Raw genomic sequence first — 16757 nt, 5'->3', positions numbered from 1 at the left:
TTCCTGGACCCTGGGGGAATGCCACGGATGAGGGTGTTCTACGAGGACTGGCAGATGGAGTGCTGCGGCACGCCGTTCGCGGTGGGCGACGACGTGGCCTGGAAGCTCGTCGCCTACGACACCGAAGGCGTCCGCGAGGGCCACGGGTACGGCGCCGAGGCCTGGGTGGAGAACCACGGCGGCCCGGACCACCCGGTCACCGGCCGGGTCCGCGCCATCGACCTGGTGCACGAGGAGTACAGCTACCGGCTGCCCGAGCCCGCGCCCGGGCCAGGACCTGTGGAGCCGGAGGCGGGGCTCGTCGTCCGGGGCACGGGACGCGGCCTCGAACCGGTGCCCGGCACCGTAGCGCTGGAGCCCGCGGACAGCTGCCCGAAGTGGTTCGGGGAGGTGGACCGCGGTACGGCGGACGGCCGGGGCCGGGTCCGCCGCACGTGCGGCGTCCTCGTCACCCTCGACGTCCCGCACGGCGCGCCGCCGCAACCCGGTGACCCCCGGTGACCGCTCCGGCGAGAATGGACCCCGTGCGCTTCTCGCTGCTCGGCACCACCCAGGTACTCCGCCCCGACGGCACGGCCGTCCCGGTCGGCGGGGCGCGGCTGCGTGCCCTGCTGGGCGTGCTCGCGCTCCGGGCCGGCCGGACCGTGCCCGCGGGCGTGCTCGTCGACGAGGTGTGGGGCGCCGAGCCGCCCGCCGACGCGGCCGGGGCGCTCCAGGCGCTCGTCGGCCGGCTGCGCCGCACCCTCGGCGCGGACGCCGTCGCCTCCGCCGAGGGCGGCTACCGGCTCACCGCCGCGCCCGACGACGTCGACCTCACCCGCTTCGAGCGGCTGACCGGCGACGGCCTGCGCGCCCTGGCCGACGGCGACCCGGCCAAGGCCGCCGCCGTCCTGGACGACGCGCTCGCCCTGTGGCGCGGACCGGCCCTCGCCGACCTGCCCGACCACACCGCCGAGGCGGTCCGCTGGGAGACCCGCCGGCTGGACGCCCTGCGCGCCCGGCACACCGCCGCCCTCGCCCTCGGGCACGCCGAGCAGTCGCTGCCCGAGCTGACCGCCCTGTGCGACGAGCACCCGCTGGACGAGCCACTGCAGGCGCTGCGGCTGCGCGCCCTGCGCGACGCCGGCCGCCCCGCCCAGGCCCTCGCCGCCTACGAGGACGTACGACGGCTGCTCGCCGACCGGATCGGTTCCGATCCGGGTCCCGAACTGCGCGCCCTGCACACCGAGTTGCTGTCCGAGGAGACCCCGGCCCCGCGGCCGGGACCGGCCCTGGGCAACCTGCCCGCCCGGCTCACCTCCTTCGTCGGCCGGGAGGCCGACATCGCGGCCATCGGCGCCGATCTGACCGCCGCCCGCCTGGTCACCCTGCTCGGGCCCGGCGGCGCCGGGAAGACCCGCCTGTCCCAGGAGGCCGCCGAGACGGTACGGCCCACCGTCCCGGACGGGGTGTGGCTCGCCGAACTGGCGCCCGTGGACGACCCCGCGGCCGTACCGCAGGCCGTGCTCACCGCCATCGGCGCCCGCGACACCGTGCTGCACGGCGCCGGCGCCGAGAGCATGCGCGCGGTCACCGACCGGCACGACGACCCCCTCGAACGGATCGTGGAGCACTGCGCCCGGCGCCGGATGCTGATTGTGCTGGACAACTGCGAGCATGTGATCGAGGCCGCCGCCCGCCTCACCGAGCGCCTGCTGGCCCGCTGCCCCGGGCTGACCGTCCTCGCCACCAGCCGCGAACCCCTCGGTGTGCCGGGGGAGCTGGTGCGGCCGGTGGAGCCGCTGCCCGAGCCGGTCGCGCTGCGGCTGCTGGCCGACCGGGGCGCGGCGGCCCGGCCCGGGTTCCGCGTCGAGGACGATCCCGGGGCCTGCGCCGAGATCTGCCGGCGGCTCGACGGGCTTCCGCTCGCGATCGAGCTGGCGGCGGCACGCCTGCGGATGCTGACGCCACGCCAGATAGCCGACCGGCTCGACGACCGCTTCCGGCTGCTGACCTCCGGCAGCCGCACCGTGCTGCCCCGTCAGCAGACCCTGCGTGCCGTCGTGGACTGGTCCTGGGAGCTGCTCGACGCGGACGAACGGGACGTCCTCGCCCGGCTGTCCGTCTTCGCGGGCGGCTGCGACCTCACCGCGGCCGAGGCCGTGTGCGGCCCGGCCGCCCTGGACGCCCTCGGCTCCCTGGTCGACAAGTCCCTGGTGGTCGCCGCGCCTTCGGCCGAGGGCGGGATGCGCTACCGGCTGCTGGAGACCGTCGCCGAGTACGCGGGCGAACGGCTGGACGAGACCGGGCACCGCGGCGCGGCCGAGCGCGCCCATCTGACGTACTACCGCGAACTCGCCCGCGCCACCGACGCGTTGCTGCGCGGCCCGGAACAGCGCGCCGCCATCGACCGGTTCCAGCTGGAGTACGAGAACCTGCGCACCGCGCTGCGGCACGCCGTGGCCGCGGGCGACGAGCAGGAGGGGCTGTGCCTGGTGCTGTCCCTGGTGTGGTTCTGGCAGATGCGTGACCAGCGCATCGACGCCCGCACCTGGTGCCGGGAGGTCATGGCGCTCGGCCCCGACCCCTTCGCCGAACCCGTCCGGCCGGCCCGGCCGGTGCTGCGGCCCTGCACCGACGCCCCGCCGCCGTACACCGGCGAGGTCCTCGCCGAGGCCCGGCGCGGAGTTCACCTCGCCCACCTGGCCTGCATGGACCATGAGCTGGAGGCGTGGCAGACCCCCGCGGCGCAGGCCAAGCTGCGCGTCATGAGCCGGGTCTACGAACCGGGGCTGCCGCAGACCTGCCGCGCGCCCGGCATGGCGTGGTTCTTCGCGGTGATGCTGACCGGCGGAGTGGACCGGATGCGGGAGGTCATCGACGCCTGTGTGCGGACCTGCCGGGAGACCCCCGGGTTCGAGTGGGAGCTGGCCGGCGCCCTGCAGCTGCGCGCCAACCTCCTCGCCAACCGCACCGCCTGGGCCGGCGACGCCACCCGGGACGCCGAGGAGGCCCTGGGGATCTTCCGCCGCCTCGGTGACGCCTGGGGCACCGCGGAGGCGCTGTCCGCCCGCGGCGAGGCCCATGAACGCCGGGGTGCCAACCGCGAGGCCGCCGCGGACTACCGGGCCGCCATCGAGCACGCCGAACGCCTCGGTGCCCGTGGCCAGATGGCCATCCTGCGCGCCCGCCTCGGCAGTGTGCTCATGGAGGCGGGGGACATGGAGCGCGGCGAGCAGCTGCTCCGGGACGTCATCGCGAGCAAGGACGGTTCCCTCAACGAGGCCATGCCCGCCGCCCGGCTGTTCCTCGCCTGCTGGCTCGGCCTGACCGGGCGCACCCCCGAGGCCCGGGAACAACTGCGGCTGCTGCGCGAGGAGTTCAGGATCGCGCACTTCGTCGTCTTCGACTCCATGATCCTCACCCAGGAGGCCTGGCTGGACGCCCTCGACGGCTGTGCCGAGGACGCCCTTGACCGGGTCCGGCGGGCGTTGCGCCTCGCCCAGGACCCGCTGTCCAAGGCCGTCGCCCCGCACCTGGACTCCATCTGCCTGTACACCGGGGCGATGGCCCTCGCGCGCCTCGACGGCGGCAGCCGCGCCACCGACGCCGCCCGCTGCCTGGGCGCCGCCCACGCCCTGCTGCCACCCGGGCACATCCTCTCCGGTGTCGAGCGCCGGTGCCACGACATGGCCGAGCACCGGATCCGGGAGGCCCTGGACGAGCCCGCCTACCGGGCCGCGTACGCCGAGGGCGGTGGCCTCTCCCTCGCGGAGGCCACCGCCCTGGTCTGAGGCACGGCGAACGTCAGCTCTTCGTGCGGAACTTGTGGATGGCGACCGGTCCCATGACCGCCGTGATCGCCACCGACCAGGCCACGGTCACCCACAGGTCGTGGGCCACCGGGCCGCCGACCATCAGGCCGCGGGCGGCGTCGGCGAGCGTGGACAGCGGGTTGTAGTCGGTGAAGGTCTGCAGCCAGCCCGGCATCGACCGCGTCGGCGCGAAGATCGACGAGCCGAACTGCAGCGGGAACAGCACCAGGAAACCCATCGCCTGCACGGACTGCGCGTTCTTCAGTACGACACCGAGGGTCAGGAACACCCACATGATCGAGGAGGCGAACAGCGCGGACAGCCCGACGGTCGCGAACAGACCGGGCCAGCTGGTGATGTGGAAACCGACCAGCACGGAGACGACCATCAGCACGGCCGTGGCGAACAGCATCCGTCCCAGCTCGACGGCGATCTTCGCGAACAGCACGGACCCGCGCCCGATCGGCAGCGAGCGGAACCGGTCCATGACCCCGCTGTTGAAGTCCTGGCTGAACCCGGTGCCGACGCCCTGCGACAGGGTCATGCTCATCATCGCGATCATGCCGGGGATGACGTACTGCACGTACTTCCCCTGGCCGCCGCCCAGCGCCTGTCCGATCGAGCCGCCGAAGACGTACACGAACAGCAGGGTGAAGACGACCGGCATCAGCAGCGCGTCGAACATCGACTCCGGGTCCTGGCGGATCCAGAGCAGATTGCGCCGGATGAGCGCGCCGGTGTGCCGTAGATGCCCGCGCAGCGGGATGCGCACGTCGGTGTCGGCGGTGAGAGTGGTGGTGGCGCTCATACGGCGACCTCCTCGCGGGCGTCGGCGGGAGTGGCGTCCTGCGGGGCACCGGCACGGTGGCCGGTGAGGGACAGGAACACCTCGTCCAGGCTGGGAAGTTCGGTGGTGATGGCGGAGATCGTGATGCCGCGCGCGGTGACCGCGCCGACCACGGCGGTCAGCTGCTCGTCGCTGAGGACCGGCACCAGCAGGGTGCCGGAATCGGTGTCGACCGTGGTGGTCGCGAGCCCGGTGATGCCGAGCTCGTCCAGCATCGCGGCGAGCGGGCGCAGCTGCAGCGGATCCACCGGCCGGACCCGCAGGGTGCGGCCGCCGACGCGGGCCTTCAGCTCCTCGATGCCGCCGGTGGCGATGACCTTGCCGCGGTCCACCACGGTCAGCTCGTCGGCGAGCTGCTCGGCCTCCTCCATGTACTGGGTGGTCAGCAGCACGGTCACACCGTCGCCGACCATCGCCTCCACCTCGTCCCACACCTCGTTGCGGGTACGGGGGTCGAGTCCGGTGGTGGGCTCGTCGAGGTAGAGCACGGCCGGGCGGCCGATCATCGAGGCGGCGAGGTCGAGCCGGCGGCGCATACCGCCGGAGTAGGTGCTCGCGGGCCGCCGGGCCGCCTCCGTGAGGGAGAACCGCTCCAGCAGCTCGTCGGCGCGGGCGCGGGCGTCCTTGCGGGACAGGTCCAGCAGCCGGCCGATCATGTACAGGTTCTCCCAGCCCGGGAGCTTCTCGTCGACGGAGGCGTACTGACCGGTGAGCCCTATGACCCGGCGCAGCTGACGGGGCTGGCGCACCACGTCGTACCCGGCCACGGTGGCCCGTCCGGCGTCCGGGGTGATCAGGGTGGACAGGATCCGTACGAGGGTGGTCTTGCCGGCGCCGTTCGGCCCGAGCACACCCATCACGGTGCCCTCGCGCACGTCCAGGTCGACGCCGTCCAGCGCCTTGGTCTCGCCGTAGTGCTTGACCAGTCCCCGTACCGTCACGGCGTGGCTCGCGCCGACGGGGGCGTCATCGATTTTCGTCATGCCGATGACAGTGCCAGGGCCCACCGACAAACCACCGACAGGCCGCCGACAGCCGCCGACACCGCACCGACAGGGGATCCCGGCCGCACAACGGGGCAGCCCCGCCGACGGGGGAAGATCAGCGGGGCTGCCGGGGTGTTTCCGCAATGGCTCAGTGGACGGAGTGCTCCTCCAGAGGGAACGTTCCGCCGACCACGTCCTGCGCGAACTCCTTCACCGCGTCGCCCATGACCTCGCGCAGGTTCGCGTACTTCTTGACGAACTTCGGCACCCGGCCGGAGGTCAGGCCGAGCATGTCCGTCCAGACCAGGACCTGCGCGTCCGTCTGAGGACCGGCGCCGATCCCGACCGTCGGGATGTGCAGCACCCGGGTCACCTCGGCCGCCAGCTCCGCCGGGACCAGTTCGAGCACGACGGCGAAGGCGCCCGCGTCCTGGACCGACTTGGCGTCGCGCAGCAGCTGCTGGGCCGCCTCCTCGCCCCGGCCCTGCACCCGGTAGCCCATCGCGTTGACGGACTGGGGGGTCAGGCCGATGTGCGCCATCACCGGGATGCCGGACTCGACGAGGAGCCGGATCTGGTCGTGCGAGCGCTCGCCGCCCTCCAGCTTGACCGCGCCGACCCCGGCCTCCTTCACCAGCCGGGTCGCCGAGCGCAGCGCCTGCACCGGGCCCTCCTGGTAGGAGCCGAAGGGGAGGTCGCCGACGATCAGGGCACGCTGCGTGCCGCGGACCACGGCCGCCGACAGCATGGTCATCTCGTCGAGGGTGACGGGCACGGTCGTCTCGTACCCGAGGTGGCAGTTGCCCGCCGAGTCGCCGACCAGGAGCACCGGGATCCCGGCCTCGTCGAAGACGGACGCGGTCATCGCGTCGTAGGCGGTGAGCATGGGCCACTTCTCGCCGCGTTCCTTGGCGAGGGTGATGTCGCGGACGGTGATGCGGCGGGTGCCCTTCCCCCCGTACAGCGCCTTGCTGCCGTCGGAGGGTCCGTTCTGCACAGTCTGGGCAGCCGAAAGCTGCGTCATGGCAACGGCTCCTTCAAGTCATCTCGAGGCGCCCTGACGGCGTCCCCGGATCGCCTCCATGGTGGCACCTCGTGCCAGTCACGGCCAGGGGTACCCCCTGTGATCCCCGTTCCTGGCCGATACCGAGCTGTGTAAGGCCTCGGTAAAGGAATTCAGATACGAGACGGTTCCGTATTGAAATGGCCGTACGCTCGAACACATGACAAGTCCTGTCCCTGCCTCCCGGATACCGGAAGCGGTGCACCGGCGCCGCTGGGCGATCCTCGGTGTGCTGATGCTGAGCCTGCTCATCGTGGTGCTCGACAACTCGATCCTGAACGTCGCCATCAAGACCATCTCCACCCCGGCGCCCGTCGGCCTCGGTGCCAGCCAGGGCCAGATCGAGTGGGCGATCAACGCCTACACCCTCGTCTTCGCCGGCCTGCTGTTCACCGCCGGCCTCGTCGGCGACCGCCTCGGCCGCAAGAAGGTGCTGCTCGGCGGCATCGCCGTGTTCGGCATCGGCTCCGCCCTGGCCGCCGAGTCCGGCTCGCCGGGCCAGCTGATCGCCTACCGCGCCCTGATGGCCCTCGGTGCCGCGTTCGTCATGCCGGCCACGCTCGCGGTCCTGATGAACGTCTTCGAGCGCGAGGAGCAGCCCAAGGCCATCGGCATCTGGGCCGGAGGCGTCGGTCTCGCCATCGCCATCGGCCCGATCACCGGCGGCGCGCTCCTCGACCACTTCTGGTGGGGCTCGGTCTTCTTCGTCAACGTTCCGATCGTGGTCCTCGCACTGATCCTGATGACCTGGCTGGTGCCCGACTCCCGTGATCCCAGGCCCGGACGCCTCGACCCGGTCGGTGTCGTCCTGTCCGTCGTCGGCCTCGTCCTGCTGGTCTACGGCATCATCAAGGGCGGTGAGCTGGCCGACTTCACCGACGCCAAGGTGCTGGCGACCATCGCCGCCGGTCTCGTCGTCCTCGCCGGGTTCGTCGTCTTCGAGAAGCGCAGCGACCACCCGTCGCTCGACGTCACCTACTTCAAGAACAAGGTCTTCTCGGCCGCCATGAGCGCCATCGCGCTGGTCTTCTTCGCGCTGATGGGCGTCACGTTCTTCGGCGTCTTCTACACCCAGAGCGTGCGCGGCTACTCGCCGCTGGAGTCCGGTGTGCTGATGCTGCCGCTCGCCGTCGCCCAGCTGATCTTCGCGCCGCGCGCCCGGCTGCTGGTCGACCGGTTCGGCAACAAGGCCACCACCACCGCCGGACTGGTGCTGATCGCCGCCACGCTGGCCGCGTTCGCCACCTTCGAGGTCGACACGCCGATCTGGATCCTCGAGGTCGTGTTCTTCCTCATGGGCACCGGAATGGCGCACATCATGACGCCGACCTCGGTCGTCATCATGCAGGCGCTGCCGCGCGAGAAGGCCGGCTCGGCCTCCGCGCTCAGCAACACCTTCCGCCAGGTCGGCGGCGCGCTCGGCATCGCCGTCCTCGGCTCGGTGCTCGCCACGTCGTACCGCAACGGCATCCAGGACAAGCTCGGCGTGCTGCCGCCCGCCCTGCGCGACAAGGCCGCCGAGTCCATCGAGGCCACCCTCGGCATCGCCGGCCGGCTCGGCCCGCGGGGCAAGGCCCTGGTCACCCCCGCCGACGACGCGTTCCTGCACGCCATGCACGTCACCGCGCTGTGCGGGGTCGGCGTCACGCTGATCGGCGCCGTGGTGACGGTCCTGTTCCTGCCGGGCAAGCCGCCGGCCGCCCAGGGGGGCCAGCAGGAGACGGAGTTGGTCGCGGTCGCGGAGTGACGCGAACCGCGGCCGCCACGGGGGAAGGAGGTCGCTGCGGGACAATGCCCGTAGCGCAGTGAGAGGACGGAACGACGTGAGCCTTGCCGAAAGCCGGCCGCGACCCGACGGGCCCGCGCGGGGACGACCCCGCAGCGAGGCCGTCGAACGGGCGATCCTGGAAGGCGTGATGAAGCTGCTGGAGGAGGGCGTGCCGCTCGCCGAACTCTCCATCGAGCGCGTCGCGCGCACGGCCGGAGTCGGCAAGGCCACCATCTACCGCCGTTGGAGCGGCAAGGAGGAACTGTTCGTCGACGTCGTACGCGCCGCCGAACCGCCCGACCCCGAACTCCCCGGCACCTCCCTGCGCGACGACCTCGTCGTGCTGCTGGAGGCCCTGCGCCAGCGCGGTCTCGTCAGCCGCTCCTCGGCGATCCTGCACAACGTGTACGCGCAGATGAAGCACAGCCCCAGGATCTGGGCGGAGTACCACGCCGCCGTCGTCGCGCCCCGGCGCGCCCTCGCCATGGACGTGCTGCGGCGGGCGCGTGATAACGGCGAACTGCGGCCGGACGTCGACCTGGACCTGGCCAACGACATGTTCGTCGGCCCCATGCTCGTGCGCAGCATCATGCGCCCCGACGCCGAACTGCCCGAGGACCTGGCGGAACAGATCGTCGACACGGTCCTGGAAGGCCTACGACCCGTCAGCTCGACAGCCTCGTAGCACTCATGTGCGCGTTTCGTCACAGACCCCACACGTCCGGGGGTGAACGGAACTCGCCGCCCCGCCCCGTTCGTCCTCGTCTTCCGTACGGCCGTCATGGGACGGCGGGAACAGGGCCGGTCATCCCCTAGGGTCGGAAGAACACGGGGGACCGACGGTGTGCACGGCAGGCAGTGAGGCAGACGGTATGGCGCAGCAGGCGTACATGACGGAGACGGCGGACGGCGGCTCGGGGCCCGAGCGACCTGGATCCCGGCTCCGGCGCCTGCTGCACCGGCTGTTCGCCGGCTGGCGCGGGGATCCGCGCATCTGGCGCCGGGGCATCGTCCTGGCGTTGCTGGCCCTGCTCCTGGCCCTGGTGATGCTGCTGCACTCGCGCATCCCGAACCAGGTGGGCAACCTCGGCAGTCTCACCGAGACGTTTCTGCCCTGGCTGGGCATCGCGATCCCGGTCCTGCTGCTCCTCGGTCTGCTGCGGAAGTCGGCGACCGCGCTGATCGCCGTGGTCGTCCCGGCCGTGGTGTGGCTGAACCTCTTCGGCGGGCTGCTCACCGACAAGACGGGCGCGGGCGGCGACCTGATGGTGGCGACCCACAACGTCAACGCCGAGAACCCCGACCCGGCGGGGACCGCGCGCGAGGTGGCCGCCTCCGGCGCCGACGTCCTGGCCCTGGAGGAGGTCCCCGGCACCGCCGTGACCGTCTACGAACAGGCGCTCGCGCCGACGTACGAGTACCACGCGGTCGTCGGCACGGTCGGCCTGTGGAGCAAGTACCCGATGAGCGACGTCCGGGCCGTCGACATCAAGCTCGGCTGGAAGCGGGCGATGCGGGCCACCGTGGCGACCCCCAAGGGCCCGGTCGCGGTGTACGTCGCCCACATGCCCTCGGTGCGGGTCAAGGTGGAGGCCGGCTTCACCGCCCGGCAGCGCGACAAGAGCGCCGACGCGCTCGGCGAGGCCATCGCCGACGAGCCACTGAAGCAGGTTGTCCTGCTCGGCGACCTGAACGGCACGATGAACGACCGTTCGCTGAACGAGGTCACCTCACAGATGCGCTCCACGCAGGGCGCGGCGGGCAGCGGCTTCGGATTCAGCTGGCCGGCCGCGTTCCCGATGGCCCGGATCGACCAGATCATGGTCCGCGGCGTCGAGCCGGAGAGCTCCTGGACCCTGCCGCGCACCGGCAGCGATCACCTTCCGGTGGCTGCCCGTGTGAAGCTGGACACGTCGTCGTAACCCCTTGGAATACCGGGCCTGGGAGACTTTGTTCCGTAGCTGAACTTATGCTGGTGCGGACTCCGCTCTCTGACGTTTCTCTGACTTGGAAAGGCACAGGCCCTCCATGCCCCTGGCCCTGCTCGCCCTGGCCGTCGGCGCTTTCGGAATAGGTACGACCGAGTTCGTGATGATGGGCCTGCTGCCCGGCGTCGCGGACGACCTGCACCTCTCGATCCCCGCCGCCGGGCACCTGGTCTCGGCGTACGCGCTGGGCGTCGTCATCGGCGCCCCGCTGCTGGCCGCGCTCACGGCCCGCATGTCCCGCCGTACGGTCCTGATCGGTCTGATGGCGCTGTTCGTCGCGGGCAACGCGCTCTCCGCGTTCGCCCCCGGCGGCGACTCCCTGCTGGCGGCCCGTTTCCTCAGCGGCCTTCCGCACGGCGCGTTCTTCGGCGTGGGCGCGGTCGTGGCGACGGCGATGGTCCCGCCGGAGCGCAAGGCCCGCTCGGTGTCGCTGATGTTCCTCGGCCTGACCGTGGCCAACGTCGCGGGCGTCCCCGTGGCCACGCTCATGGGCCAGCACCTCGGCTGGCGTGCCGCGTTCCTCGGCGTGAGCGTGATCGGCCTGGCGGCGATCGCCTCGCTGGCGCTGCTCGTTCCGCACGACGGGGGGCACGCGGCTTCGCCGACGGGCCTGCGCGGCGAAGTGGCCACGCTGAAGTCCCTGCCGGTCTGGCTGGCCCTCGGTACGACGGTGGCGGGCTTCGGCGCGCTCTTCGCCGCCTACAGCTACGTCACGCCGATGCTGACGGACGCGGCGGGCTACGCCGAGACGAACGTGACGCTGCTGCTCGCGCTGTTCGGTGTCGGAGCCACGGCCGGCAACCTGCTGGGCGGCCGCCTCGCGGACCACTCCCTGCGCGGGACGCTGTTCGGCGGCCTGGCCTCACTGGCGGTGGTGCTGGTCCTGTTCCCGCTCCTGATGCGGGCGGAGTGGAGCGCGGCGCTCGCGGTGGCCCTGCTGGGCATGGCGGCGTTCGTCACGGGTTCCCCGTTGCAGCTGATGGTGATGGAGAAGGCGTCGGCGGCCCCCTCCCTGGCCTCCTCCGCCAACCAGGCCGCCTTCAACCTGGCGAACGCCGGCGGCGCCTGGATCGGCGGCCTCGCCCTCGCCGCCGGCTTCGGTACGACGTCCCCGGCGCTGGCCGGAGCGATGCTGGCGGTGCTGGGCCTGGGCGTGGCGAGCGTGGCGTACGGGGTGGACCGGCGCCGGGCGACCCCGTCGGTGGGGCGGGTGGTCACGTCCCATGTGCCGGGGGAGGCAGGGGTGTTGCGGCACTGACGTGTTTGTTCGTCCAGGTCCGGCCGGACCGGGGGGTGGCCGGGGTGGAACAGGACTTCCGGTCACCGCGCGACGCAGAGGGGGCGTGAGGTCGCCAGGACCCCACGCCCCCTGCCGCTCAGCGGAGCGTCAGTGCTTCTTGTACGACTGCACGTAGCCGTTCGCCGGCGAACCGACGCCCGTCACGTCGTCGTAGCCCTTGACCGCCGACAGGGAACTGTCCTTGCCGAGGCTGCGGACCGAGTAGAGCAGACCACCCGCCGCGTCGAAGCCGTTGGCGAAGTCCACGCGGGCGACCGCCAGGCCGGAGCCCGTCGGGTTGTCCGTGACGTCGTGGAAGACGCCCTGCTTGCCGTACTTGGCGTAGATCGACGGGTTGGCGAAGCCGATCGCCTTGCCGCCGCGCGCCTCCTGGGCCAGCGCCTGGACCGCCGCGATGACCGGAGCGGCGAGCGAGGTGCCGCCGATGCGGTACTCGCTGTACTGCTGCGATCCGTCCGGGAAGGTCTGGGTCTGGCCGACCAGGAAGCCCGTGTTCGGGTCGGCGATGGCCGCGATGTCCGGGACGACGCGGTTGGCGGTGGTGCCGTTCGCCTTCGCGAGCGCGTCCGGGACGACGCCCTTCTGGTAGTACGGCTGGGCCACCGTCTTGCTGGTGCCGCCGCCCGCGCCCGAGGTGAAGGCGCCGGGGAAGCCGGTCCAGCTCTTGCCGTCGGCCGCCAGGGTCGCCTTCTCGGTGCCCCAGCCGGTCTCCCACTCGTACGTGTCGCCCTTGCCGACGGCCAGCGAGGTGCCACCGACGGCGGTCACCCAGGCGGAGTTGGCGGGGGTGTCGACCTGCTTCGTGCCGGTGTGGGCGACCTCGTCGCCGTTGTCACCGGAGGAGAAGTAGAAGCCGATGCCCTGCACCGCGCCCAGCTGGAAGACCTGGTCGTAGGCGGCCGCGAGGTCCGGGGTCTGGTTGGCCTCGATGTCGCCCCAGGAGTTCGAGACGATGTCGGCCAGGTGGTTGTCGACGACCTTGCTGAGCGAGTCGAGCAGGTCGTCGTCGTAGCAGGAGGCCGCACCGACGTAGGTGACGTCGGCGTTCGGGGCCACGGCGTGCACGGCCTCGACGTCGAGGGTCTCCTCGCCGTACCAGCCGGCCGCGCCGCACTCCTTGGTCTTGGTGTAGCTCTTCGGCAGCACCTGGTGCAGCTGGCTGGTCGTCCAGGCCGCGTCGCCGTTCTTCACCGCGTACTTGCCCGCGTCGAAGGCGATGGTCGGCGAGGCGTAGGCGTCCGTGATGGCGACCCGGACGCCCTTGCCGGTGTAGTCGCCGGCACCGTAGGCGGCGCGCAGCTGCTTGCCGGTGTAACCCTTGATCGCGTACGGGATCTTCTGGCCGTACGCGTCCGGCAGCGTGCTCGCGGTGTTCGAGCCGTAGTACGAGGAGAACGGCCCGGCGTTCTTGAACACGGCGTCCGGCGGCGGGAGCTGGTCGTCGTGGTTCGCCTTGTGCGGGGCGCTGTCCAGGCCGGTGACGGTCAGGACGGCGCCCTTCAGGCCCTCCGGCACCGACGCGGTCTGCGTGGGCGCACGGTAGGTCTTGGAGCCCTTGGCGAAGTTGTGCAGCTGGGTGCCGAACGCCTTCTCGGCGGCGGCCACGTCACCGGAGACGGCGACGTAGTGCTGGGTGACCTCGGTGACCTTCAGACCGGCCGACGTCAGCCAGGACTTGACCGCGGCCACCTGGGCCTTGGTGGCCCCGAACTGGGCCTGCGCCTTCTTGGCGCTCAGGTACTTGCCGTACAGCGGCGAGCTGGGGTCGGACACGGCCTTGGCGTAGGCGGCGAGGCCCGCCGCGTTCTTGCCGGCCAGGTAGACCCGGGCGTTCACCTGGGCGCTGTTCGAGGTCGCGCCCTTGTCCGCCTTGGCTGTCGCCCAGAGCGGCTTGGTGCCCTTCAGTGCCTCACGGGCGGGGCTGTCCGCAGCGTGTGCCGCGGGTATGCCCAGCGCCAGCGCGCCGGCGACCATGGGCAGTGTCGCTGCCATGCTCACGGCGCGCAGCTTGGCGCGGTTGGATCTCATAAAACCCCCTGCGATGCGGTTCGCATGCATGTAGTGGCTGGTGCGTCATGCATCCGCGTGCCGGCCCGCGGCGGTTCGGCCGGTCGTATGGATCACACGATGGGGGTCACTCTTTCGATGAACCGTTCATGCCAGGGGAAGGGAATGGTCAAGAGAAGCTCAAGTAACCGTCAGTTGGGGCGATTTGGCCCCATTTATCCTCACGGCTGGGTTACGAAAGGGATTTCCGGCTGTTCACGAACGCGGCGCGGATCCCCGTTCCTTGAGCATCTGGGCCATCACCTGGAGCTCCGACTGCTGCGCGTCGACCATCCCCTGCGCGAGCCGCTTCTCCACGCCGACGGTGCATTTCTGGACACACCCCTCGGCCATGTGGATCCCGCCCTTGTGGTGGCCCGTCATCAGCTGGAGGTAGAGGATCTCGGCCTGCTTGCCGTTCAGCGACTGGAGCTTCTTCAGCTCCGTGTTCGTCGCCATGCCCGGCATCAGCGCGCCGTCCTTGCCGGATGCCATGTCGCCCATGCCCATCCAGGTCATCGGCGGATCGGCCGACACCTTCGGCAGGCCCCACAGGTCCAGCCAACCGAGCAGCATGCCGCGCTGGTTGGCCTGCGTCTGCGCGATGTCGTAGGCGAGCCGCCGCACTTCCGGGTTCTGCGTGCGGTCCCGGACGATGTACGACATCTCGACGGCCTGCTGGTGGTGCACGGCCATGTCCCGCGCGAACCCGGCGTCCGCCGACTCGGCGCCCGGAGTCTTCGCGGCCGTGCCCGAACCGGCGTCCTCGGCGACCGCGTAGGTGATCGCGCCGGCCGCGACGAGCACCGCCGCCGCGGCCCCCGCGATCCAGCCGATGTGACGCCGCTTCACTACATCGCCCCGCTGGTGCAGGCGGCGCCCGGTTCCGGGGTCTGCGGGCCCTGGACGTAGGCGGCGAAGAACTTGTTCACCTCGGGGTCGTCCGCGCTCTTGACGGTCACCTGGTGGCCCCACGCCGACAGGATCAGCGGCGCCGTCTGGTTCTCGTACGGGCTCATCAGCGAGTACGGCGTCTTCTTCACCTTCGCCGCGAGCGCGTCGACGTCCGCCTTCTTAGCCTTGCTGGTGTACGTCACCCAGACCGCGCCGTGCTCCAGCGAGTGCACGGCGTTCTCGTCCTGCAACGCCTTGGTGTAGACGGTGCCGTTGCAGGTCGCCCAGACCGGGTTGTGGTTGCCGCCGACCGGCGGGTGCATCGGGTACGACACCTTGGTCTGCACGTGTGTCCGCGACAGCTTGCCGGACCAGGTCTTCACGCCGTCCTTGCCGGTGACCCAGTGCCCGGCGTCGCCGGAGTTCTTGGCGTCGCTCGCGGTGTTCTTCTTGTCCGACTGGGAGTTCACGAGGACCACACCGCCGACCACGAGGCCGGCGACGACCACCACGCTCGCGGCGATGGTGAGGACGCGGTTGCGGCGCTCGCGCGTACGCTCCGCGCGACGCATCTCCTCAATACGCGCCTTGCGCGCCGCACTGCTGTTCTTGGCGGAACCCATGAGGTGTCCTTCTGGGGGAAAGGGCCGGTATCGGGAAGGGTGGGGCCCGCTGATCGTAGTGGGGAAGAGGGTCACTTCCGTAGTGAGGGCACGGCAAGGGCGCGGCCCGGATAATTTGAACCACGGATGCGTATTACCTACGCTCGTGGTATGCGGCTCCTGCGCTCCACCGACCTGGCCCTGCGTGTCCTGATGCGACTGGCCGTGGCCGCCGAGGCCACGCCCACCACCCGCCAGGTCGCGGCGGACATGGACGTGCCCTACACGCATGCCGCGAAGGTCGTCGCCGAACTCCAGCACCTGGGCCTCGTCGACGCCCGGCGCGGCCGGGGCGGCGGCCTCGCCCTCACCGCCAAGGGCCGTACGGCGTCGGTCGGCGCGGTGGTGCGCACCTTCGAGGGCGAGGGCGACGTGGCCGACTGCGAGGGTACGGCGGGTACGGCACCCTGCCCGCTGAGCCCCGGCTGCCGGCTGCGCGGCGCCCTGCGCCGGGCGCAGGAGGCCTTCTTCGCCGCCCTGGACCCGGTCACGGTCGCCGAGATCGTCGCCGACCCGACAGGACCCCTTCTGCTGGGCATCTCCCGGGGGCCGCAAGCCGGTTGACGGCTCCCGTCTCCTGGCGTTCACCAGTGGGCGTTAGGGTGCGCGCGTGATGGAGGGGAACCAGGGGACGCATGACGAACGGTGGAACGAGTTCGTCAGGGAGTTCGAGGAGAGCACGGGGGTCCACGGGCCGGGCACGGCGGTGCCCGGGGCCCCGGCGAAACGTCCGCGACGCCGGACGCTCACCGCGGTGACGGCCGTCGCCGGTGCGGTGGCCGTGGTGGCCGGGGCGGGATTCTGGCTGAGCGCCGGGCACGGGAAGCGGCACCGGACGGCGGCCGAGGGGACGGCGCACGCACCGGCCGCCGCCCGGGAGCCGTCGGCGAAGCCCACGTCGGCGGATCCGTCCACCGCGCCGACGTCGATGGTCACCGTGGACCAGGCGTTCCCGGCGAAGGTCGCGGGCTACACCAGGGTCATGCGGACCGGCGGCCGGAACTGCGCGGGAGGCGTCGGCGCGAACCTGGCCGCGATGCTGGACGAGGGCAAGGGCTGCCGGGGCGTGATCGGGGCCCTGTACAAGGACGCGTCGGACAACCAGTACACGATCGTCGCCTTCGGCATGAAGGACCGGACCGACGTCGTCCGCCTGGTCACGCTCCTGAGCATGAACCAGACGGACTACGAAGTGCCGGTGCTCACGCCGCCCGCCGGCTCCGGTCTGCGGACGTTGCCGGCGGACAGCGGGCTGGTGCAGGCCTTCGCCGGAAAGGACAAGCTGGTGGTCGCCGGCCTGGCCCAGTGGGCGGACGGCCGCACCGACGACTACCCGGCCCTGGCCGACCGGCTCCAGCCGCTCATGGACCAGGTGAGGAAGCTGGCGGGCGCGCACGACCGCGGCTGAG

At 71.7% G+C, this 16757-nt stretch carries 14 protein-coding genes; 8 read left to right on the top strand and 6 right to left on the bottom strand.

What is annotated here, in order from left to right; genetic code table 11:
* Window positions 1–27: 27 nt before the first annotated feature.
* Window positions 28–501, top strand: coding sequence for a DUF6578 domain-containing protein (locus tag AB0D93_RS05570; protein ID WP_362113385.1), 474 nt, complete (start codon window positions 28–30; stop codon window positions 499–501).
* A gap of 14 nt (window positions 502–515) precedes the next feature.
* The gene (locus AB0D93_RS05565) at window positions 516–3773 is read left to right on the top strand and encodes a BTAD domain-containing putative transcriptional regulator (RefSeq protein WP_362113382.1); all 3258 of its coding nucleotides are present in this window, start codon (window positions 516–518) and stop codon (window positions 3771–3773) included.
* A gap of 13 nt (window positions 3774–3786) precedes the next feature.
* On the opposite strand, the gene AB0D93_RS05560 is transcribed toward AB0D93_RS05565, so the two are convergent.
* The 3 genes from AB0D93_RS05560 to panB form a co-directional block, all read right to left on the bottom strand.
* Entirely contained in the window at window positions 3787–4602 is an 816-nt protein-coding gene (locus tag AB0D93_RS05560) for an ABC transporter permease (RefSeq protein WP_362113374.1), read from the bottom strand.
* The gene (locus AB0D93_RS05555; RefSeq protein WP_362113371.1) at window positions 4599–5624 is read right to left on the bottom strand and encodes an ATP-binding cassette domain-containing protein; all 1026 of its coding nucleotides are present in this window, start codon (window positions 5622–5624) and stop codon (window positions 4599–4601) included. Before AB0D93_RS05555 ends, AB0D93_RS05560 begins: the two co-directional genes overlap by 4 nt.
* Window positions 5625–5775: 151 nt before the next feature.
* On the bottom strand, window positions 5776–6651 hold the full coding sequence (gene panB, locus AB0D93_RS05550) for a 3-methyl-2-oxobutanoate hydroxymethyltransferase (RefSeq protein WP_362113368.1): 876 nt from the start codon (window positions 6649–6651) through the stop codon (window positions 5776–5778).
* A 199-nt stretch (window positions 6652–6850) separates the two neighbouring features.
* Between panB and AB0D93_RS05545 the strand changes: the two genes are divergently transcribed.
* The 4 genes from AB0D93_RS05545 to AB0D93_RS05530 all read left to right on the top strand — a co-directional run bounded on the left by AB0D93_RS05545 (window position 6851) and on the right by AB0D93_RS05530 (window position 11704).
* Complete coding sequence (locus tag AB0D93_RS05545; protein WP_362113365.1) at window positions 6851–8437, top strand: MFS transporter; 1587 nt, start codon at window positions 6851–6853, stop codon at window positions 8435–8437.
* 76 nt (window positions 8438–8513) lie between these two features.
* Window positions 8514–9143, top strand: a complete 630-nt coding sequence (locus AB0D93_RS05540) for a TetR/AcrR family transcriptional regulator (RefSeq protein ID WP_362113362.1) — start codon at window positions 8514–8516, stop codon at window positions 9141–9143.
* Between the two features lie 187 nt (window positions 9144–9330).
* A complete protein-coding gene (locus AB0D93_RS05535) occupies window positions 9331–10380 on the top strand; it encodes an endonuclease/exonuclease/phosphatase family protein (protein ID WP_362113359.1) in 1050 nt (349 codons plus the stop codon).
* A 106-nt stretch (window positions 10381–10486) separates the two neighbouring features.
* A complete protein-coding gene (locus tag AB0D93_RS05530) occupies window positions 10487–11704 on the top strand; it encodes an MFS transporter (protein ID WP_362113356.1) in 1218 nt (405 codons plus the stop codon).
* Window positions 11705–11833: 129 nt separating this feature from the next.
* Here AB0D93_RS05530 and AB0D93_RS05525 read toward each other — a convergent pair whose 3' ends face one another.
* The 3 genes from AB0D93_RS05525 to AB0D93_RS05515 all read right to left on the bottom strand — a co-directional run bounded on the left by AB0D93_RS05525 (window position 11834) and on the right by AB0D93_RS05515 (window position 15309).
* Complete coding sequence (locus tag AB0D93_RS05525) at window positions 11834–13774, bottom strand: S53 family peptidase (RefSeq protein ID WP_362113353.1); 1941 nt, start codon at window positions 13772–13774, stop codon at window positions 11834–11836.
* A 234-nt stretch (window positions 13775–14008) separates the two neighbouring features.
* Window positions 14009–14644: a DUF305 domain-containing protein gene (locus AB0D93_RS05520; RefSeq protein ID WP_362113350.1), complete on the bottom strand. Its 636-nt coding sequence runs from the start codon at window positions 14642–14644 to the stop codon at window positions 14009–14011.
* On the bottom strand, window positions 14644–15309 hold the full coding sequence (locus AB0D93_RS05515) for a DUF3105 domain-containing protein (RefSeq protein ID WP_362113347.1): 666 nt from the start codon (window positions 15307–15309) through the stop codon (window positions 14644–14646). Before AB0D93_RS05515 ends, AB0D93_RS05520 begins: the two co-directional genes overlap by 1 nt.
* A gap of 150 nt (window positions 15310–15459) precedes the next feature.
* Here AB0D93_RS05515 and AB0D93_RS05510 point away from each other — a divergent pair, with 150 nt between their 5' ends.
* Window positions 15460–15912 (top strand): Rrf2 family transcriptional regulator, encoded by a 453-nt coding sequence (locus tag AB0D93_RS05510; RefSeq protein ID WP_362113344.1) that lies wholly within the window; start codon window positions 15460–15462, stop codon window positions 15910–15912.
* 46 nt (window positions 15913–15958) lie between these two features.
* A complete protein-coding gene (locus tag AB0D93_RS05505; RefSeq protein WP_362113341.1) occupies window positions 15959–16756 on the top strand; it encodes a hypothetical protein in 798 nt (265 codons plus the stop codon).
* Window position 16757 lies beyond the last annotated feature (1 nt).

The organism is Streptomyces sp. NPDC048191 (genome assembly GCF_040652655.1).
Taxonomy (GTDB): Bacteria; Actinomycetota; Actinomycetes; order Streptomycetales; family Streptomycetaceae; genus Streptomyces.
The sequence above is the reverse complement of the archived record's forward strand: the minus strand, read 5'-3'. Positions and strand labels throughout refer to the sequence as shown.